Origin of the sequence: Streptomyces sp. NPDC001410, from assembly GCF_042895235.1 — a bacterium.
Classification (GTDB): domain Bacteria; phylum Actinomycetota; class Actinomycetes; order Streptomycetales; family Streptomycetaceae; genus Streptomyces.
The window spans coordinates 12,898-31,388 of sequence record NZ_JBIAWE010000025.1 but is presented as its reverse complement, the minus strand read 5'-3'; the positions used below and the strand labels follow the sequence as shown (position 1 = coordinate 31,388).

General features: G+C 70.4%; 16 protein-coding genes. 6 read left to right on the top strand and 10 right to left on the bottom strand.

Annotation, left to right across the window (positions count from 1 at the left end):
* The first annotated feature begins 47 nt into the window (after positions 1-47).
* The gene (locus ACFY3C_RS40045) at positions 48-2,573 is read left to right on the top strand and encodes an ATP-dependent Clp protease ATP-binding subunit (protein WP_386579570.1); all 2,526 of its coding nucleotides are present in this window, start codon (positions 48-50) and stop codon (positions 2,571-2,573) included.
* A gap of 124 nt (positions 2,574-2,697) precedes the next feature.
* On the opposite strand, the gene ACFY3C_RS40040 is transcribed toward ACFY3C_RS40045, so the two are convergent.
* On the bottom strand, positions 2,698-3,318 hold the full coding sequence (locus tag ACFY3C_RS40040; RefSeq protein WP_386579572.1) for an HAD family acid phosphatase: 621 nt from the start codon (positions 3,316-3,318) through the stop codon (positions 2,698-2,700).
* Positions 3,319-3,773: 455 nt separating this feature from the next.
* Between ACFY3C_RS40040 and ACFY3C_RS40035 the strand changes: the two genes are divergently transcribed.
* Positions 3,774-4,325 (top strand): M23 family metallopeptidase, encoded by a 552-nt coding sequence (locus tag ACFY3C_RS40035; protein WP_386579574.1) that lies wholly within the window; start codon positions 3,774-3,776, stop codon positions 4,323-4,325.
* Between the two features lie 22 nt (positions 4,326-4,347).
* Here ACFY3C_RS40035 and ACFY3C_RS40030 read toward each other — a convergent pair whose 3' ends face one another.
* Positions 4,348-4,947, bottom strand: a complete 600-nt coding sequence (locus tag ACFY3C_RS40030) for a TetR/AcrR family transcriptional regulator (RefSeq protein WP_386579576.1) — start codon at positions 4,945-4,947, stop codon at positions 4,348-4,350.
* A 122-nt stretch (positions 4,948-5,069) separates the two neighbouring features.
* Between ACFY3C_RS40030 and ACFY3C_RS40025 the strand changes: the two genes are divergently transcribed.
* Together ACFY3C_RS40025 and ACFY3C_RS40020 are read left to right on the top strand one after the other, a co-directional pair.
* Positions 5,070-6,668 (top strand): MDR family MFS transporter, encoded by a 1,599-nt coding sequence (locus ACFY3C_RS40025; protein WP_390774349.1) that lies wholly within the window; start codon positions 5,070-5,072, stop codon positions 6,666-6,668.
* A 354-nt stretch (positions 6,669-7,022) separates the two neighbouring features.
* Positions 7,023-7,220 carry a hypothetical protein gene (locus tag ACFY3C_RS40020; protein WP_390774348.1) on the top strand — a complete coding sequence of 66 codons (198 nt, stop codon included), beginning with the start codon at positions 7,023-7,025 and terminating at the stop codon, positions 7,218-7,220.
* A gap of 31 nt (positions 7,221-7,251) precedes the next feature.
* On the opposite strand, the gene cseC is transcribed toward ACFY3C_RS40020, so the two are convergent.
* From cseC to ACFY3C_RS39995, 5 genes are all read right to left on the bottom strand, one after another.
* Positions 7,252-8,613: a two-component system sensor histidine kinase CseC gene (gene cseC / locus ACFY3C_RS40015; RefSeq protein WP_386579580.1), complete on the bottom strand. Its 1,362-nt coding sequence runs from the start codon at positions 8,611-8,613 to the stop codon at positions 7,252-7,254.
* Positions 8,614-8,624: 11 nt separating this feature from the next.
* On the bottom strand, positions 8,625-9,326 hold the full coding sequence (cseB, locus tag ACFY3C_RS40010; protein WP_390774347.1) for a two-component system response regulator CseB: 702 nt from the start codon (positions 9,324-9,326) through the stop codon (positions 8,625-8,627).
* 41 nt (positions 9,327-9,367) lie between these two features.
* Positions 9,368-10,021 (bottom strand): hypothetical protein, encoded by a 654-nt coding sequence (locus ACFY3C_RS40005; protein WP_390774346.1) that lies wholly within the window; start codon positions 10,019-10,021, stop codon positions 9,368-9,370.
* Complete coding sequence (locus tag ACFY3C_RS40000; RefSeq protein ID WP_067006350.1) at positions 10,009-10,548, bottom strand: SigE family RNA polymerase sigma factor; 540 nt, start codon at positions 10,546-10,548, stop codon at positions 10,009-10,011. The genes ACFY3C_RS40005 and ACFY3C_RS40000 overlap by 13 nt, the downstream gene beginning before the upstream one ends.
* Before the next feature lie 270 nt (positions 10,549-10,818).
* A complete protein-coding gene (locus tag ACFY3C_RS39995; protein WP_390774345.1) occupies positions 10,819-11,694 on the bottom strand; it encodes an A/G-specific adenine glycosylase in 876 nt (291 codons plus the stop codon).
* A 191-nt stretch (positions 11,695-11,885) separates the two neighbouring features.
* On the opposite strand from ACFY3C_RS39995, the gene ACFY3C_RS39990 reads away from it, so the two are divergent.
* A complete protein-coding gene (locus ACFY3C_RS39990; RefSeq protein WP_386579588.1) occupies positions 11,886-12,692 on the top strand; it encodes a hypothetical protein in 807 nt (268 codons plus the stop codon).
* 221 nt (positions 12,693-12,913) lie between these two features.
* On the opposite strand, the gene disA is transcribed toward ACFY3C_RS39990, so the two are convergent.
* Both disA and radA read right to left on the bottom strand, forming a co-directional pair.
* Positions 12,914-14,038 (bottom strand): DNA integrity scanning diadenylate cyclase DisA, encoded by a 1,125-nt coding sequence (disA, locus tag ACFY3C_RS39985; RefSeq protein ID WP_386579590.1) that lies wholly within the window; start codon positions 14,036-14,038, stop codon positions 12,914-12,916.
* Positions 14,039-14,119: 81 nt separating this feature from the next.
* The gene (gene radA, locus ACFY3C_RS39980) at positions 14,120-15,529 is read right to left on the bottom strand and encodes a DNA repair protein RadA (protein WP_390774344.1); all 1,410 of its coding nucleotides are present in this window, start codon (positions 15,527-15,529) and stop codon (positions 14,120-14,122) included.
* Between the two features lie 197 nt (positions 15,530-15,726).
* On the opposite strand from radA, the gene ACFY3C_RS39975 reads away from it, so the two are divergent.
* On the top strand, positions 15,727-17,403 hold the full coding sequence (locus ACFY3C_RS39975; RefSeq protein WP_390774343.1) for a hypothetical protein: 1,677 nt from the start codon (positions 15,727-15,729) through the stop codon (positions 17,401-17,403).
* Between the two features lie 211 nt (positions 17,404-17,614).
* Here ACFY3C_RS39975 and ACFY3C_RS39970 read toward each other — a convergent pair whose 3' ends face one another.
* Positions 17,615-18,397 (bottom strand): hypothetical protein, encoded by a 783-nt coding sequence (locus ACFY3C_RS39970; RefSeq protein WP_390774430.1) that lies wholly within the window; start codon positions 18,395-18,397, stop codon positions 17,615-17,617.
* Positions 18,398-18,491 lie beyond the last annotated feature (94 nt).

Here is an 18,491-nt window from a genome sequence, read left to right as displayed (position 1 = left end):
AGGGGAAGTTCCCCCCACTGCCTGACCGCTCTGAGGAGCGATTAACGATGTTCGAGAGGTTCACCGACCGCGCGCGGCGGGTTGTCGTCCTGGCTCAGGAAGAAGCCCGGATGCTCAACCACAACTACATCGGCACCGAGCACATCCTCCTGGGTCTCATCCACGAGGGCGAAGGTGTCGCCGCTAAGGCCCTGGAGAGCCTCGGCATTTCGCTTGAGGCGGTCCGCCAGCAGGTGGAGGAGATCATCGGTCAGGGCCAGCAGGCCCCGTCCGGCCACATCCCCTTCACCCCCCGTGCCAAGAAGGTCCTGGAGCTGTCGCTCCGCGAGGCTCTTCAGCTGGGCCACAACTACATCGGCACGGAGCACATCCTGCTCGGCCTGATCCGCGAGGGCGAGGGCGTCGCCGCCCAGGTCCTGGTCAAGCTGGGCGCAGACCTCAACCGGGTGCGGCAGCAGGTCATCCAGCTGCTCTCCGGTTACCAGGGCAAGGAGACCGCCACCGCCGGCGGCCCGGCCGAGGGCACGCCCTCGACCTCCCTCGTCCTGGACCAGTTCGGCCGGAACCTCACCCAGGCTGCTCGTGAGTCCAAGCTCGACCCGGTCATCGGGCGCGAGAAGGAGATCGAGCGGGTCATGCAGGTGCTGTCCCGCCGTACGAAGAACAACCCGGTCCTGATCGGTGAGCCCGGTGTCGGCAAGACCGCCGTCGTCGAAGGCCTCGCCCAGGCCATCGTCAAGGGCGAGGTGCCCGAGACGCTCAAGGACAAGCACCTCTACACGCTGGACCTCGGCGCCCTGGTCGCCGGCTCCCGCTACCGCGGTGACTTCGAGGAGCGCCTGAAGAAGGTGCTCAAGGAGATCCGCACCCGCGGCGACATCATCCTGTTCATCGACGAGCTGCACACGCTGGTCGGTGCGGGTGCCGCCGAGGGCGCCATCGACGCCGCTTCGATCCTGAAGCCGATGCTGGCCCGCGGTGAGCTGCAGACCATCGGCGCGACCACGCTGGACGAGTACCGCAAGCACCTGGAGAAGGACGCGGCCCTGGAGCGCCGCTTCCAGCCCATCCAGGTCGCCGAGCCGTCCCTGCCGCACACCATCGAGATCCTCAAGGGTCTGCGCGACCGGTACGAGGCCCACCACCGCGTCTCCATCACCGACGAGGCGCTGGTCCAGGCCGCCACCCTGGCCGACCGCTACATCTCGGACCGCTTCCTGCCGGACAAGGCGATCGACCTGATCGACGAGGCCGGTTCCCGGATGCGCATCCGCCGGATGACCGCGCCGCCGGACCTGCGCGAGTTCGACGAGAAGATCGCCGCCGTCCGCCGGGACAAGGAGTCCGCGATCGACTCGCAGGACTTCGAGAAGGCCGCCTCCCTGCGCGACAAGGAGAAGCAGCTCCTGGCCGCCAAGGCCAAGCGGGAGAAGGAGTGGAAGGCCGGCGACATGGACGTCGTCGCCGAGGTCGACGGCGAGCTGATCGCCGAGGTCCTCGCCACGGCCACCGGCATCCCGGTCTTCAAGCTGACCGAGGAGGAGTCCAGCCGCCTGCTCCGCATGGAGGAGGAGCTGCACAAGCGGGTCATCGGCCAGAACGACGCCGTCAAGGCGCTGTCGAAGGCGATCCGTCGTACGCGTGCGGGCCTGAAGGACCCGAAGCGTCCGGGTGGTTCGTTCATCTTCGCCGGCCCGTCCGGTGTCGGTAAGACCGAACTGTCCAAGGCGCTCGCCGAGTTCCTCTTCGGTGACGAGGACGCGCTGATCTCCCTCGACATGTCGGAGTTCAGCGAGAAGCACACGGTCTCGCGTCTCTTCGGTTCGCCCCCCGGCTACGTGGGCTACGAAGAGGGCGGTCAGCTGACCGAGAAGGTCCGCCGCAAGCCGTTCTCCGTCGTCCTCTTCGACGAGGTCGAGAAGGCCCACCCGGACATCTTCAACTCGCTGCTGCAGATCCTGGAGGACGGTCGCCTGACCGACTCCCAGGGCCGGGTCGTGGACTTCAAGAACACGGTCATCATCATGACGACCAACCTCGGCACCCGGGACATCTCCAAGGGCTTCAACCTGGGCTTCGCGGCCACGGGTGACACGAAGTCGAACTACGAGCGCATGAAGAACAAGGTCTCGGACGAGCTCAAGCAGCACTTCCGCCCCGAGTTCCTCAACCGCGTCGACGACGTGGTCGTCTTCCCGCAGCTGACGCAGGAGGACATCCTGCGGATCGTCGACCTGATGATCGGCAAGGTGGACGAGCGCCTGAAGGACCGGGACATGGGCATCGAGCTCTCCCAGTCCGCCAAGGAGCTGCTGTCCAAGAAGGGGTACGACCCCGTGCTGGGAGCCCGGCCGCTGCGCCGCACCATCCAGCGCGAGATCGAGGACTCGCTCTCGGAGAAGATCCTCTTCGGCGAGCTGCGCCCCGGCCACATCGTGGTCGTGGACACCGAGGGCGAGGGCGACGCCGCCACCTTCACCTTCCGGGGTGAGGAGAAGTCGGCTCTGCCCGACGTCCCGCCGGTCGAGCAGGCGGCCGGCGGTGCCGGGCCGAACCTGAGCAAGGACGCGTAAGCGTCACGGTCGACGAAAAGGGGCCGGTGCTTTCGAGCACCGGCCCCTTTTCGTATGCGCGGACTCCCGTGCGGGAGCGCCGAATTCCGGAAGGGCGATTCCGGAAGGGCGAATTCCGGACGGGTTACGACAACTGGCCGTTGTAGTCCGGCAGTTTGAACGTCTTCTCGGCGTGGCCGCCCGACAGGTCGGTGGCGCTGTTGCCGACGTTCGCGATGATCGTGTAGCCCTGGTTCTCGATGTCGACGCGCTGGGCGGTCTTGTAGGCGGCGACGTCCTTGAAGAGGTCGAACAGGCCGCGGACGTAGAGACCGGAGACGTCGTAGCCGTCGTGCTCCAGGTTGTACTCGGTGGGCCAGTAGATGATGCCCGGACGAGCCGTGACGAAGAACAGCGAGACGCCGTGCTCCTGGGCGTACTCGGCGACGTTCAGCACCGGCTTGTTGGCCGGCTGCGGGTAGCTGAAGCCGAAGTCGGTCTCGAGCGTGGTGTTGTCGATGTCGAAGACGATCGCCTGCTTCTCACCGGGCTTGGCGGCGGCGATGCGGGCCTTCAGGTACGGCAGGGCCTGGTCCATGACCGACTGGCAGTCCTTCTGCCAGGTGGCGTAGTCGACCTTGGCGGCCGTGGCGGAGGCGCTGCTCGTGGTCGCGTCCGCAGCCTCGGCCGGGGCGGCCAGCGCGGTGAGCGCGGCCACGGAGACGGCGGTGGCGGAAATCCGGCGCGCCCAGGGGCGGTTGGTCATCGGTGGGGGTCCTCTCACGTCCGTACGCTGCACGGCCTGAACGGTTAACTGTCAGGGGCATGATCTGTGGTGAGGGTGGCGCGAGGGGAACCGTAGGGTTACCGGCTGGTAGGTGGCTAGAGGTGTGCGTCACATTTCTCGGGCCGGCGGTTTGGATTGCCGGTGATAAGCCGCACAGGCGAAATGTCCGTTACTAACCCACATAGTGGGACTCCGTATCAGAACAAAAGGGACTTTCGTCCCGGAACCCCGCGTAAAAACCCGACGTCGTCGGGGTTGGTGGCCAAGGGTGGGCGACCTGTCAAGGAGTGGGCGTTTTTGTGTCCTCCTACTAGCTTGCGCCGTAGATGGGGGTCTTTGAGTCGAGATGGGGTGACGGGTTACCAATGAGTGGCCCGCCCGGCGAACACCTGAGCGCCGGGTGGCGGTTATGTCCCCGAGCCCACGAGGTCCCGATGATCCAGCGCTTCACGTCCCGTTCTTCCCGTACGTCCTCGCTCCGCACCCGTGTAACCGTCCTGGCTGCCGGAGTAGGCGCCACGGCCGTGCTGGGGACCGGGATCGCGAGCGCCGCCGCTCCGTCGGCGACCGCCTGGGTCGACCCGGTGAAGAAGTACACGCTCTCCGCCGGCTTCGCCCAGGCCGGCGCCCACTGGGTCGCCAAGCACAGCGGTCAGGACTTCGCCGTCCCGACCGGCACCGAGGTCGTCGCCGCGCACGGCGGCACCGTCGTCAAGGCCGGCCCCAACGGCGCCGGTGACGGCCCCGCGTACGGCAACGCCATCGTCATCAAGCACGGCAACGGCACGTACTCGCAGTACGCCCACCTGTCCCGGGTCGACATAAAGATCGGTCAGATCGTCAAGACCGGCCAGCACATCGCCCTCTCGGGCAGCACCGGCAACTCCACTGGCCCGCACCTGCACTTCGAGATCCGTACGACCCCGAACTACGGCTCCGGGATCGACCCGGTCGCCTTCCTGAAGGCCAAGGGCGTGACCGTCTGAGCCGGCCCTCCGGGCGGCTTGGCTAGATCTCCTTGTGGGCGCCCTGGTGCGCCTGCGTGACGAGGTCCATGGCGACTTCGAGAACGGCCTCGTGCTTCTTCTCGGAGTCGCCTTCCACGTCCTGCATCACGAACATCCCCGCGTGCAGCGTGAACATCGCGCTGACGCAGCGGACCTGCTCCACGAGCGGTGCCTCGGGGTCGATGAAGATCTCCCTGAGGTCGCGCATGCGGTCTTTGAAGGTGTCGCCGATGCGCAGCTCCCGTACCGTCGCCTGGTTCTCCTGCATGAACCGGAAGAGCGGTTCCGCGCCGACCAGGGCCTGGCTGTAGCGCCGCAGCAGCTCGTGCTTGGTCTCCAGGGTGTGCGGCTGGCTGCGGCCCCACTCGATCAGGTCCTGGATCGGTTGCGTCAGGTCCTCGAAGAGGCTGACGATGATCTCTTCCTTGGTCTTGAAGTGGTAGTACAGGGCCGCCTTCGTGACGTCGAGATGCTCGGCGATCTCGCGGAGCGAGGTCTTCTCGTAGCCCTGCTCGGCGAAGAGTTCGAGCGCGACGTCCTGGATGCGCTGGCGGGTGTTGCCGCGGCGCTGCTGCTTGGTGCCGTCCATGGTGACGCCCATCCTCGTACTCCTCGCCCCCCGGCGAAAACTTACTTGACGCCCGGCTAGTGAAAGGTCTACCTTCCCCAGTGTAGTGAACTAGCCGGGCGGCAAGTAAGTAGTCGTCAGGGGGAGTGGGAGAGATGGCGGACACACAGGCGGCCGTGACGGTTCAGGGGATACCCGATCCTCAGGAGAAACAGCCGAAGAGCGTGCGCGTGGTGCTGCTCGCGCTCATGATCGCGATGATGCTCGCCATGCTCGACAACATGATCGTGGGTACGGCGATGCCGACGATCGTCGGCGAGCTGGGCGGGCTGGAACACCTCTCGTGGGTCGTGACCGGCTACACCCTCGCGACGGCGGCGGCCACCCCGATCTGGGGCAAGCTCGGCGACATGTACGGCCGCAAGGCCACCTTCCTCAGCTCGATCGTCATCTTCCTGATCGGCTCCGCGCTCAGCGGCATGGCCCAGAACATGGGCCAGCTCATCGGCTTCCGCGCGATCCAGGGCCTCGGCGCCGGCGGTCTGATGGTCGGCGTGATGGCGATCATCGGTGACCTGATCCCGCCGCGGGAGCGCGGCAAGTACCAGGGCATGATGGCCGGCGTCATGGCGCTCGCGATGATCGGCGGCCCGCTGGTCGGCGGCACCATCACCGACAACTGGGGCTGGCGCTGGTCCTTCTACATCAACCTGCCGCTCGGTGTGGTCGCGCTGGCGCTGGTCAGCGCCGTGCTGCACCTGCCGAAGAAGCGGGCCAAGGCCGGCATCGACTACCTCGGCGTCGTCCTGCTGACCGTCGGCATCACCTCGATCGTGCTGGTCACCACCTGGGGCGGCACCGAGTACGCCTGGACGTCCGCGCGGATCATGGAGCTGATCGGCATCGGCGTCGCCGCGCTGATCGGGTTCGTGTTCTGGCAGACCAAGGCCGCCGAACCGGTCGTGCCGCTGCACATCTTCCGCAGCCGCAACTTCACCCTGATGTCCCTCATCGGCTTCATCACCGGCTTCGTGATGTTCGGCGCCACGCTCTTCCTGCCGCTCTACCAGCAGTCCGTGCAGGGCGCCTCCGCGACCAACTCCGGTCTGCTGCTCCTGCCGATGCTCGGCGCGATGCTGGTGACCTCGATGGTCGCCGGCCGGGTCACCACCGGCAGCGGCCGCTACAAGATCTTCCCGATCGCCGGCGGCGCGCTGATGATCGTGGGCCTGTACCTGCTGTCGCTGATGGACACGGACACGACCCGGCTGACCTCCGGCATCTACATGGCCGTGCTCGGTCTCGGCATGGGCTGCCTGATGCAGGTCACCATGCTGGTCGCGCAGAACAGCGTGGAGATGAAGGACATGGGCGTGGCGTCCTCGTCCACCACCCTGTTCCGTACGCTCGGCTCCTCCTTCGGTGTCGCCATCATGGGCGCCTTGTTCAACCACCGGGTCCAGGACGTCATGGCCGAGCGGGCCGGCGCGCTGGGCTCGAAGATCACCGAGCAGTCGGCCCAGCTGGACGCGGCGAGCCTCGCGAAGCTGCCGGCGGCGGCGCGGGAGGCGTACCAGCACGCGGTGTCCGCCGGTACGCACTCGGCCTTCCTGCTGGGCGCGGTGATCTCCGTGGTCGTGCTGATCGCCTCGCTGTTCGTGAAGGAGGTGCCGCTCCGGGGCGGCCCGCAGAAGCCCGCGGCGGACAGCGCGGAGGCGGATGCCGCTCCGGCGCCGGTGATCGAGGCAGTCTGAGTTTTCCGAGCTTCCGAGCCGAAGGCCCCCGGCAGGTGTCCGCCCCGGGGGCCTTCGCCCCTTTTTGCGCCTGAACCGGCGCCGCTCTCGCGGACCTGGTTGATCGCCGTCGTGGTTCCTCGATTGACGGTTGCGGCCGCCGTGGGCGCTTCAAAACCGCTGTCAGTCCCCCATGGCACCATCGCTCTGAGGACTGGCGCGGCCGCCCGGACATGGACGACACCTTCGTCCCCGAGTGGCTGCGGCTGGTGCCGGTCGACTTCGAGGGGGACTGGTGGGGGCACGCTGGTCACGACCTTCCTGCGGCCGCTGGAGGAGGTCGAGCCGGAGCAACGTCCGCAGCTGCAGGCCGCCGTGAACGGCGCCCGTGCCGCCGGGACCCCCTTCCTCAGCTTCTTCACACCGCCGCGGATCCTGGCCCTGGCCCGCGAGAGCGGGTTCCGTGAGGTCCGCCATGTCACGGCCGTGGAACTCGGCGAGCGCTACTTCGCCGACCGGACGGACGGCCTGCGGCCGTCACGCGGGGAGGAGCTGCTCGTCGCCACCACGTGAGGGCGGCCCCTCAGGGAACCCGGCTCCGTGCTCAGCTGCCGACGCCCCCGGACCGCGGCAGCATCGGATAGCTGCCCGTGTTCGTGGGCGCGTGTTCCGGGAGCCAGAGGACGGCCACCGCGCCCTCGGCCGGGAGATGGTCGGGGGTGCCGACGGGGCGTACGTTGCGGAAGGTCAGGCGGGCGCCCAGCACCCGGGCCTGGCCGGCCGCGATGGTCAGGCCCAGGCCGTGACCCTGGCCCGCGCGGTCCGCGCTGCCGGTGCGGAAGCGGCTCGGTCCGTCGGCGAGCAGCGCCTCGGGGAAGCCGGGGCCGTGGTCGCGGACCCGGATGACCCGGCCCTCGACGGTGACCTCGATCGGCGGCTTGCCGTGCCGGGCGGCGTTGGCGAGCAGGTTGAACAGGACGCGCTCCAGGCGGCGCGGGTCGGTGGTGACCTCCGACTCGTGCACCACCCGTACGGCGATGTCCGGGTCCTTCGCCGCCACGCGCCGGGCCACGAACTCGCCCAGCACGATGTCCTGCAGCTCGGCCCGCTCGGAGGCACTGTCGAGGCGGGCCACCTCCAGGACGTCCTCGACGAGCGTGCGCATCGCCTTCGCCCGGTCCAGGACCAGTTCGGTGGGGCGGCCGGGCGGCAGGAGTTCGGCGGCGGTGAGCAGGCCGGTCACCGGGGTGCGCAGCTCGTGCGCGATGTCGGCGGTCACCCGCCGCTCGGCCTCCAGACGCTGCCGCAGCGCGTCCGCCATCGCGTCCACCGCGCGCGCGAGATCGTCGGTCTCGTCCCGTACGACCCCGCCGATGGCCTCCCGCACCCGTACGTCGGTCTCGCCGTTGGCTACCTGGCCCGCCGCGGCCGCCGCCTTGCGCAGCCGCCGCGACAGCTGCCCGCCGATCAGCACGCCGAGCGCGCTGCCGCCGAGCACGACCGCGATGGACCCGATGACCAGGGCCTGGTCGAGGTCCTTCATCACGTCGGTGGAGCGGTCCGGGAAGTGACTGTGCAGGGACAGCACATGCCCGTCCTTGGCGGGTACGGCCGCCCAGATGTCCGGCACGCCGCCGCGGTGGTCGCTGACGTAGCTGGCCCGGCGGCCCTCCTGGACCTTCTCGCGCAGCACCAGCGGCAGCTCGGGGTCGTCGATCTTGATGTTGGGGAAGTTCGGCCGCCCGAACCGCTCGTAGTTTCCCTGGGCCAGCTGCACCCGCTCGTTGGCCAGGTCGCGCGCGTTGTCCAGCATCGAGACCCGGGCGGCGTTGTGCACGACCAGGCTGAGCGCTATGGCCACCAGCCCGGCGACCAGGGCGATCGCCGCGCTGAGCTTCCATCTGAGCCCGGTCCGCAGGCCTGCGCGCTCCGCCCACCCCACCGGGCGCCTGATGATCCCCCGCATGTCGGCCCCGCTCAGGCCTTCAACTTGTAGCCGAAGCCGCGGACCGTCTCGATCCGGTCCTGGCCGATCTTCTGCCGCAGCCGCTGCACATGGACGTCGACGACCCGGGTGTCCCCGCCCCAGCCGTAGTCCCACACCCGCTCCAGCAGCTTGTCCCGGGAGAGCACGGTGCCGGGCGCGGTGGAGAACTCCAGCAGCAGCCGCATCTCGGTCGGGGTCAGCGCCACCGGCTGCCCGGCCCGGCGCACCTCCATGCCCTCGGTGTCGATCTCCACGTCACCGAAGGTCAGCGGGCCGCCGTTCACCTGCGCCGGGTCCTGCGCGCCGTGCGCGGCACCGGCGTGGCCGAAGCGGCGCAGCACCGCGCGGATCCGGGCGACCAGGACGGCACCGTCGAACGGCTTGGTCACATAGTCGTCGGCGCCCGCCTCCAGACCGAGGACGACGTCGATCGAGTCCGCCCGCGCCGAGAGCATGATGACCGGCACGGTCGACTCGTCCCGGATACGACGGCACAGGCTGACGCCGTCCAGGCCCGGGACCATGACGTCCAGCAGCGCGATGTCGGGGCGGTCCGCCCGGAACGCCTCCAGGCCGGACAGTCCGTCGGGCATGGCGGTCACCGCGAAGCCGTCCCGCTCCAGGGCGAGCTGGGTGGCCTCGCGGATGACGTCGTCGTCCTCGACGAACAGGACGTGGGTCTGGTCTGCCATCCCGGTGCTCTCAGTCCTTGTGGTGGGCGTACGTGGGGGGTTCAGCTGTCCGACGCGGACGCCGTGTCGCCGCCGGTTCTGCTGTAGTAGGTGTCGTGCCTGTACCGCTGGGTGAACCGGCCCGCCTTCCACGCGTAGGTGAGCACGGTCTCCCTGGACGGGTTCGACATCTGATCGTCCGTGTCGTACACCTGCTTCGTAACGGTCAGGGCGGTGCCGTCGATCTCCCCGACGACCGGCGAATCCTCGGCTTTGAACACATTCTTGTAGGTGCCGCCGACATCCCGGTACATGTACGTGCCGATGCCCACCCAGTCACCGCAGGTCGACACGTTGATCAGGACGTCGTTGACGGATCCGCCGGTCAGATAGCCGTAGGTGGTCTCGATCGGGTAGTCGTCGTCGCCGCTGCACGGCTTCAGCTCCCGCTTCACCGTCGGGGAGACCGCCGGGTCCTTCTTGATCAGCGCGACCGCGTCCACCTCCCGATAGCCGGCGGTCGTGCTCGGGCTGGGAGAGTCGGCGGCTCCCGCGACCGCCGACGCCTGCGCCGGGCCCTCGTCCCGGGTGCCGGTTCCCCCGGTGCCGCACGCGACGACGAAAAGGGCGAGGGCGGCGACCGCGGCCGCAGCCGTGATCACCGCCTGTGTACTGCCTCGGGCCTCGCTGGGCCCGGCCCCGGTCAGGCCGCGCAACGCTCCCGCTCCTCACGCTCCAGCGCGCGTGCGTCCAGATCGCGGGCCTCCAGCTCCTCGCGGAGCCGGGCGAGCGCCCGGTGCAGCGTGCTCTTGACCGTACCGGCCGACATGCCGAGGGCCGCGGCCGTCTCCTCAGTGGACATCTGCTCCCAGTGTCGCAGCACCACGACGCTGCGCTGCTTCGGAGCGAGCACCTTCATGATGTCCATCAGCAGGGCCCGGTCGGCGTGCTGCTCGGTGGAGTCGTCGACGGAGGCGTCCGGCAGCTGCTCGGTCGGGACCTCCTCCAGCTTGCGCGCCCGCCACCACTCGGTACGGGTGTTGATCATCACCCGGCGCAGATAGGCGTCGGCGAGCCGCTTGTCGGCGATGCCCTCCCAGCGGCCGTACGTCCGCACCAGCGCGGTCTGCAGCAGGTCCTGGGCGTCGACCGGGTCCGGAACCAGCCGGCGAGCGCTGCGCAGCAGCGCGTCCTGCCGGGTGCGGACGTACTCCTCGAACTCGAGCACCTCACCCTGCGCCATGATCAACCGCCTCCGTTCCCCGTACTCCGGCTCCCCGCCGAAGTCCCGCTGTCCCGCTGGCCCGTGGTCTGCCGGGCACGAGAAAAAAGCTACGGAGCTGTTGTCACGGGGCTGTGCGGAGCAGCCTGCGGCTAGCAATCGGCTGTCCGTCGGTTGTGTAACGGAAGTGGGTTCGGGGTAAGGAAGCTGGCCCTAATGTCCCTTTATGGGATGGTTTGTATGGCTGGAGGGTCCGTAACGAAGGCCTGTACGCCGTGACTTGGCTGTGTGTCAGATCAGCGGCAGCCGGTACAGATGGCCGGGCAGCGGCTCCACGAGACCGTCCGTGACGAGCCCGTCGAGCGCGCGGGCGCGCTGCACCGGCTCGTGCCACACCCTGTCGAGCGCCGCCTGTGGCACCGGCGCGTGCGCCTCCCGCAGCACGGCGAGCAGCTTGCCGCGCACCTGGCGGTCCGTGCCGGCGTACGTCTGTCCGCGGCGCGGCGGACCCTCGTGCTCCGGCTTGCCCGCCAGCCGCCAGGCGCACTGCACGGCGATCGGGCAGCGATGGCAGCCCTCGTTCTTCGCCGTGCACACCAGCGCGCCCAGCTCCATGGACGCGGCGGCCCAGCGGGCGGCGGTCCTCTCGTCCTTGGGCAGCAGCTCACGGGCCAGCTTGCGCTCGGCGGCCGTGGTGGCGTTCGGCGGGTACTGCACCCCGGTCACCGCCCGGGCGAAGACCCGGCGCACGTTCGTGTCCAGCACCGGGTGGCGCTGCCCGTACGCGAAGGAGGCCACCGCGGCGGCCGTGTACTCGCCGATGCCGGGCAGCGCCAGCAGCTGGGTGTGGTCCGTCGGTACGTCCCCGCCGTGCCGCTCCGTTATGGCGACCGCGGCGCCGTGCAGCCGCAGCGCCCGGCGCGGGTAGCCGAGCCGGCCCCAGGCGCGCACCGCCTCTCCGGGGGCCTCCTCGGCGAGGTCGGCGGGGCGCGGCCAGCGGGCGAGCCACTGCTCGTAGACGGGCAGGACCCGGCTGACGGGGGTCTGCTGCAGCATGAACTCGCTGACCATCACGCCCCAGGGGCCCGCCTCCGGGCGGCGCCAGGGGAGGTCGCGGGCGTGGGTGTCGAACCAGGCGATCACGGGGGCGTGGAGCTTCTCAGTCATGGCCTTCTGATCCTGCCACGGGTCGGGCGGGCAGGGCCGGTGACAGCGCGGTTGCGGAGCGTTGCGTCTGGTCGCGGTGCGTGAAGGACCCTTTCTCCTGCGGCAGTTGCCGGGATGATGATCCGGAAAAGTTGGAGCCGAGGCGGCGGGTGGCGCAAGCAAGCGCGCCGATCTCTCGTACAGTTTGCGCCGTGGGATCTCTGCGCAATCCGGTCGGGCCGCTTCCCTCCTCCATTTATTGGCGACGGAGGGTCGTCATGGTGTCGGTGGTCGCCGTGTTGGCGCTGCTGATCACCTGGATCGTCACGGCCGGTGGCGGGGGCGGCAAGAAGAACACCGACGCGTCCAACGGCAAGAACCCCGTGTCCACGATCACGCCGGGGCCCTCCTCGTCGGAGTCCGCGATCAGCCAACACCCTGGCGGGCGCGACGAGTCGAGCGGCGGGGCAGACACCGGCGGGACCGGGTCCGGGTCGGACGGCAAGGGTGACTCCGGCTCGGCGGGGTCCGACGGCGGCTCTGGCGGTGGCTCGGGTTCGGGGTCCGGTGGGGGCGATGTCGGTACGGGCGACGCGCTGCCGGCGTCCTCCTCGCTGCCCAAGTGCACGGCCGGGGCGGTCACGTTGAGCCTGCGCAGCCGGCACAACTCGTACTCGCCGGACCAGGTGCCGACGTTCGAACTCGTCGCGAAGAACGCGTCGTCCAGTGACTGCAAGGTCGATCTCGGGCCGAAGAGCGCGGTGTTGACGATCACGCCGGCCGACAGCAGTGACGCCTACTGGTCCTCGGGCGACTGTCCGAAGGGTGCGGCGAGCCTGGTGTTCCGGGTGCCCGCGGGGCAGAGCATCACGTACGCCGTGACGTGGGACCGCAAGCCGAGCGCTCCCCAGTGCGGGACGCCTCCGGCGGGCTCGGCGAAGACGGGCACGTACTTGCTGGAGGCCGAGGCGCCGGGGTTCGCGAAGGCCCAGGCTTCGTTCGTGCTGGCGGCTGATTAGCGGGCTGTCGGGTTCGCCGTGCGGGTGCGGGTGGGTGGGGCTGGTCGCGCAGTTCCCCGCGCCCCTAGGGGGTTGCAGCGCCGTCGGCCGCAAACGCCCCGTGCGTAGCTGCGTGCGGCGCCAGGGCAGTAGGCGGTGCGGTGAGTACTTAAGGGGCGCGGGGAACTGCGCGACCAGCCCCCACCGGCCCGCGGCTTACGACGGACCCAGCGGCCCTCGAATCAGACGTACCGCTCGAGGATGGACGACTCGGCCAGGCGAGACAGGCCCTCGCGCACGCTCCTCGCCCGCGCCTCGCCAACCCCGTCCACCGTCTGAAGGTCGTCCACGCTCGCAGCGAGCAGCTTCTGCAGCCCGCCGAAGTGTTCCACCAGGCGGTCGATGATCGCGCCGGGAAGCCTCGGCACCTTCGCCAGCAGGCGGAAGCCCCGCGGGGACACTGCCGAGTCGAGGGTCTCGGGGGAGCCGGTGTAGCCCAGCGCCCGCGCCACCGTGCCCATCTCCAGCAGCTCCGCGTGGGAGAGCGCGTCCAGCTCGGACAGCGCCTCCTCGACCGTGCGGGAGCGCTTCGCCGTGGGCTCGGGGACGTAGTCCCGGACGACCAGCTCACGGTCGGGCTCCACCCCGGCGATCAACTCCTCCAGCTGAAGCGCCAGAAGCCGGCCGTCCGTGCCCAGTTCGACCACATACTCGGCGATCTCGGTGGCAATGCGCCGGACCATCTCAAGACGCTGGGCGACCGCCGACACGTCCCGGACCGTCACCAGGTCCTCGATCTCCAGCGCCGACAGCGTGCCCGCGACCTCGTCCAGCCGGAGCTTGTACCGCTCCAGGGTGGCCAGCGCCTGGTTCGCGCGGGACAGGATCGCCGCCGAGTCCTCCAGCACGCGCCGCTGCCCGTCGACGTACAGGGCGATCAGCCGCATGGACTGGGAGACGGAGACCACAGGGAAGCCGACCTGCTTCGAGACGCGGTCCGCCGTGCGGTGCCGCGTGCCCGTCTCCTCCGTCGGGATCGTCGGGTCCGGCACCAGCTGCACTCCGGCCCGCAGGATCTTCGACAGGTCGGAGGAGACCACGATGCCGCCGTCGAGCTTGCACAGCTCCCGCAGGCGCGTGGCCGCGAACTCGACGTCCAGGACGAACCCGCCCGTGCACATCGCCTCGACGGTCTTGTCGGAGCCGAGCACGATGAGCCCGCCGGTGTTGCCGCGGAGAACCCGCTCCAGGCCGTCACGCAGGGCCGTGCCCGGAGCCACCGCGCTCAGCGCGGCGCGCATCAGGCCCTCGGCACCGGAACTCCCACCGGACTTTCCGGGAGCTGCCGCCCGGTCGTTGGCTGCCACTGCACTCCTCCGGTCGCAGGTTCTGGGGCGCTCCCGTTTCGCGCACTCGGTTCGTACGGACGGGCGAGACCTGGGCAAAGTCTACCGGCGGTCCTCCGCCTCCCGTGGGGCCTCTCGGCGACGGGAGCGCGGCAGGACCCTGAGCGCGTCCCCCATGTCCGCGACTTCCAGGACCTTCATGCCGGGCGGGACCTTGCCGGGATCGCCCGGTACGAGCGCGTGCGTGAAGCCCAGCCGGTGTGCCTCGGCGAGCCTGCGCTGCACGCCCGTGACCCGTCTGACCTCGCCCGCCAGGCCGACCTCGCCGATCGCGACGAGGTTCTTGGGCAGCGGGGTGTCGCTGGCGGCCGAGGCGAGCGCCAGGGCGATCGCGAGGTCGGCGGCCGGCTCCGACAGCTTCACGCCGCCCACCGTCGCCGAGTAGATGTCCCGCTTGCCGAGCGCGCTGATCCGGCCCCGCTGCTCCAGCACCGCGAGCATCATCGACACCCGGGAGGTCTCCAGGCCCGAGGTGGTCCGGCGCGGGGAGGGGATCTGGGAGTCCACGGTCAGCGCCTGCACCTCCGCCACCAGCGGGCGGCGGCCCTCCAGGGTGACCGTCAGGCAGGTGCCGGGTACCGGCTCGTCGCGACGGGTCAGGAAGAGTCCGCTGGGGTCCGCGAGGCCCGTGATGCCCTCGTCGTGCAGTTCGAAGCAGCCGACCTCGTCGGTGGCTCCGTAGCGGTTCTTCACGCCCCGCACCAGGCGCAGGCGGGCGTGCCGGTCGCCCTCGAAGTGCAGGACGACGTCCACCAGGTGCTCCAGCAGCCGGGGGCCGGCGATCGCGCCGTCCTTGGTGACGTGGCCCACCAGCAGCGTGGACATGCCGCGCTCCTTGGAGGCGCGGATCAGGGCGCCGGCCACCTCGCGGACCTGGGCCATGCCGCCGGGCGCGCCGTCGATCTCCGGGGAGGCCACCGTCTGCACCGAGTCGAGGATCAGCAGGGACGGCTTCACCGCGTCCAAGTGGCCGAGGACGGCGGCCAGATCGGTCTCGGCGGCGAGATACAGATGGTCGTCCAGGGCGCGGATGCGGTCGGCGCGCAGCCGGACCTGGCTCGCGGACTCCTCGCCGGTCACATAGAGAGTGCGGTGCTCCTCGCTCGCCGACTTGGCGGCCACGTCCAGCAGCAGGGTGGACTTGCCGACGCCCGGCTCGCCCGCGAGCAGCACGACCGCGCCGGGGACGAGACCGCCGCCGAGCACCCGGTCCAGCTCCGGCACGCCGGTCGAGCGTGCGGTGGCCTGGCGGCCGTCGACCTGGCCGATGGGCACCGCGGAGCTGGTGACCCGGCCCGGAGCCGTCGTACGGACCGCGGGCGCGCCGTACTCCTCGACCGTCCCCCAGGCCTGGCACTCGGGGCAGCGGCCGAGCCACTTGGCCGTCTGCCAGCCGCACTCGGTGCAGCGGTAGGACGGTCGGTCCTTGGTGGTCTTGGTACGGGCAGCCATGCGGAAACCGTAGCCCGCGGTACTGACAACGCCCGCTCGGGGCGCATGTGGGTGGATCGGTATTGGCCAATGTCCGTCGGGTTCGAGCCGCGGAACAAAGGGTTCCTGTCCCCTTATGAGGGATCGTTTCACCCGTACGGATTAAAAGTGCTCAAGGTGCAAGAAGGTGCACTCCGTAGCCGCCTACGGTCGCACAGGTGATGAGCAGCAGTCCTCAGACCACGACCCGCACCACCGGCGCGCACCGGGCGCACCGAGAGGCGCGCGATCGAGCCGCCGCGCGCACCCTCGCCCAGCGGCCGCCGGCCCGCTACGAGCCGTACCTGGACGGTCTGTTCACCTATTGCCTGTCGGTGCTGTGCGACCACGACGCGGCCACCGCCGCCCTCGGGGACGTCCTGGTGCTGGCCGAGCGGCGTGGGCAGCGTGTCCCGGAGGCCCCCGCCGACCGCAGGGCCTGGCTGTACGCGCTGGCCCGCTGGGCGTGCCTGCGAGGGCTCGCCGAGGCCAAGCAGAAACGTCAGGCCACCCACGCGGCGGGCCGGGCCGCGGCCACGAGACAGGCACCCGATCCGCCCGTCGCCCCGGAGATCCAGGAGCAGCGGCGCCGCGAACTGGCCCTGCTCGCGTGGCCGGAGGCGGCAGGTACCACCCCCGAGCAGCGCGAGGCCCTGGAACTCGCCGTCCGCCACCACCTCGCCGCCCCCGAGGTCGCCGCCGTCCTCGGCATGGAGCCCGCTGCCGCGCGCGAGCTGCTCGCCTCCGCCGCCTGCGAGGTCGAGCGCACCCGCGCCGCGCTCGCCGTGGTCGAGACCGGCGGGTGCCCGAGCGTGGCTCATCTGACCGGAGACAGCCAGTTGGTCCTCAGCACGGCCCTACGCCGGGAGCTGGTCCGGCACGTCGACGACTGCCCGCGCTGCCGCCGTACCGCCGAGCGCGCGGTGCCCGGCCACTGGCCCGGCGCCACGGTCACCCCGGCCGAGCTGCCCGTCCTGGAGGCACCCCGCGCGGCCCTGCACGTCACCCTCACGCACCAGCCGCGCGCGCGGGGCGCGGCCATGCCCCGTTTCGACCGGCGCGGTTTCCCGATGGACCCCAAGGACCGCGCGGCCCGTCGTGACCGCCTGCGCGCGCGTGCCGTCACCACGACCGTCGTCGCCACCGTCGTCGCGGCCCCCGTGCTCGCCCTGTGGGCCGCCTACCGGGGCACCCCGGACGCCGACGGCGGACGCTCGGCCACCGCGAGCGAGGCGCAGGGGCCCGACGCGCTCGGCAGCGACACCGCAGGCGGCTACGAGAACGCCGGAAACGCCAGCGTCAAGCCCGGCGGCCCCGGCAAGGGCGGCAAGTCGGACGTCTCCGTGGAGGTCATCAGCGTCTCCGGAGGAGACAAGAAGGGCGCGGGACAGCTCGCGGTCAGCGCCGCCAACGACGGCGACACCACCCTGATCACCCTCACGGCCTCAGGTTCCGGCCCCGTCCGCTGGTCCGCCGCCACCTCCGCGGCCTGGCTCTACCTCAGCCAGTCCACGGGAACCCTGGCCCCGGGCGAGACGTTGACGATCAAGGTGTACGTCGACCCTCTCCGCGAGCCCTCCGGCCACTGGCACGCACAGGTGGCCATCTCACCGGCGGGCGCCGTGGTCACCATCGACGGCTACGGCACCGCCCCGACCCGCCCGACGACCCCGCCCCCGGCCCCCGGCACCCCCGACCCGAGCCCGTCGTCCTCACCCCCGACGAACCCGCCGTCCAGCCAGTCCCCGACACCGGCCGACCCGAGCCCCAGTCCCACGGCCCCCACCCCGTCCGACCCCCCGAGCCCGTCACCGTCCCCGAGCGACGACGGAACTCCGAGCCCGTCGGACAGCTAGTGCCCCGGCAGGCAACGTTCGCCCGTCAAGGAGCGGCGTCCGGTGCGTGCTCTCGGCGTGCCGGCCGGAAGTCCTCGTACTGGATGTACTTGGGCTTTCGGCCGGTGCGGCGAGAGTGCGTGCCGGGCGTCGCGACGGGGCGAACGTTGCCTGTCGGGGCACTCGTGCCCCCGCAGGCAGCGCGCCGCCCCGGAAGGCGCCCCCGGCACCCCTACGCCGGATCCGCCGGATGCGGTGCCACCAGGGGCAGCTGCGAGGCCAGTCGCTGTTCGCACAGCTCGACCAGGCGGTCGTAGCCGGCCTTGCCCATCAGTTCGGTCAGTTCGGCGCGGTAGGAGACGTACACCGGCTCGCCCGCTCCGTGTGCCGAGGTCGCCGACGTGCACCACCAGTGCAGGTCATGGCCGCCCGGACCCCAGCCCCGGCGGTCGTACTCACCGATGGAGACCTGCAGGACGCGGGTGTCGTCGGGGCGGTCGATCCAGTCGTAGGTGCGCCGGATCGGCAGCTGCCAGCACACGTCCGGCTTGGTCTCCAGCGGCTCCCGGCCCTCCTTCAGGGCCAGGATGTGCAGCGAGCAGCCCGCGCCGCCGGCGAACCCGGGACGGTTCTGGAAGATGCACGAGCCCTGGAAGGGCCGGGTCTGGCGGGATCCGTCCTCGTCCTCGGAGGTCCAGCCGCCCCGCGTGCCCTCCTCGTGGTGCTGCCAGATCTCCGGGGTGAGCCTCGCCACATGCTCGGCGACCCGCTTCTCGTCGTCCTCGTCGGAGAAGTGGGCCCCCAGCGAGCAGCACCCGTCGTCCGCGCGGCCCGCCTGGATGCCCTGGCAGCCGCTGCCGAAGATGCAGTTCCAGCGCGAGGTCAGCCAGGTCAGATCGCACCGGAAGATCTGCTCGTCGTCCGCCGGATCCGGGAACTCCACCCAGGCTCGCGCGAAGTCGAGACCCTTCTCGTCGCTCACCTTCGGGCCTTTCCCGGACGTCGACGCCTTCACCTGCGAAGGGTCCTTCGACCCCTTGGAGGATTTGGGCGCCTTGCCCGACTTGGCACCCTTGGTGGTCTTGGTGCTCTTGTCGGAGTTAGCCTTT

What these genes read in the sequence shown, in the direction of transcription:
- ACFY3C_RS39995 (WP_390774345.1), bottom strand. Translation starts at nt 11,694, where the DNA reads ATGACTGAGAAGCTCCACGCCCCCGTGATCGCCTGGTTCGACACCCAC.
- ACFY3C_RS40045 (WP_386579570.1), top strand. Translation starts at nt 48, where the DNA reads ATGTTCGAGAGGTTCACCGACCGCGCGCGGCGGGTTGTCGTCCTGGCT.
- cseC (WP_386579580.1), bottom strand. Translation starts at nt 8,613, where the DNA reads ATGCGGGGGATCATCAGGCGCCCGGTGGGGTGGGCGGAGCGCGCAGGC.
- ACFY3C_RS40035 (WP_386579574.1), top strand. Translation starts at nt 3,774, where the DNA reads ATGATCCAGCGCTTCACGTCCCGTTCTTCCCGTACGTCCTCGCTCCGC.
- ACFY3C_RS40000 (WP_067006350.1), bottom strand. Translation starts at nt 10,548, where the DNA reads ATGGCGCAGGGTGAGGTGCTCGAGTTCGAGGAGTACGTCCGCACCCGG.
- ACFY3C_RS40025 (WP_390774349.1), top strand. Translation starts at nt 5,070, where the DNA reads ATGGCGGACACACAGGCGGCCGTGACGGTTCAGGGGATACCCGATCCT.
- radA (WP_390774344.1), bottom strand. Translation starts at nt 15,529, where the DNA reads ATGGCTGCCCGTACCAAGACCACCAAGGACCGACCGTCCTACCGCTGC.
- ACFY3C_RS40040 (WP_386579572.1), bottom strand. Translation starts at nt 3,318, where the DNA reads ATGACCAACCGCCCCTGGGCGCGCCGGATTTCCGCCACCGCCGTCTCC.
- ACFY3C_RS40030 (WP_386579576.1), bottom strand. Translation starts at nt 4,947, where the DNA reads ATGGGCGTCACCATGGACGGCACCAAGCAGCAGCGCCGCGGCAACACC.
- cseB (WP_390774347.1), bottom strand. Translation starts at nt 9,326, where the DNA reads ATGGCAGACCAGACCCACGTCCTGTTCGTCGAGGACGACGACGTCATC.